The organism is Faecalibacterium gallinarum (assembly GCF_022180365.1).
In the GTDB taxonomy this organism is placed as follows: Bacteria; Bacillota; Clostridia; order Oscillospirales; family Ruminococcaceae; genus Faecalibacterium; species Faecalibacterium gallinarum.
This window is the reverse complement of the sequence record NZ_BQKV01000078.1, coordinates 1-341: the sequence shown is the minus strand read 5'-3', so window position 1 is coordinate 341 and position 341 is coordinate 1. Positions and strand designations below refer to the sequence as shown.

At 47.2% G+C, this 341-nt stretch carries 1 protein-coding gene; it reads right to left on the bottom strand.

The annotated features are described in order from the left end of the window. Positions 1–341, bottom strand: a 341-nt coding sequence (locus JCM17207_RS09720) for a DDE-type integrase/transposase/recombinase (RefSeq protein WP_238317470.1), incomplete at both ends; no start/stop codon positions are given.

Below are 341 nucleotides of genomic sequence, written 5' to 3'. Positions count from 1 at the left end.
TTATAGAAGTGAATGTATTCGTCGATCAGGTCGTTGGCCTGCTGAAACGTTTTGAGCTTTTGTCGGTAAATGCATTCGGTTTTCAGAATACCAAAGAAATTCTCGGCCATAGCATTGTCATAGCAGTTTCCCCGCCTTGACATGGACGGCGTAATACCGTATTCTTTAGTCAGGTTAAAGTACGCTTGTGAGGTATACTGAAACCCCTGGTCGCTGTGGAGCTGCAACTCCCCAGCGACTTTCTCTTTTTTGAGAGCAAGGCGAACGGTGTCCAGCACCAGATTGACTGTCTGGGATGTTGCCGTTTTGTAAGCCACAATGCTGTTGTCGTACAGATCCCG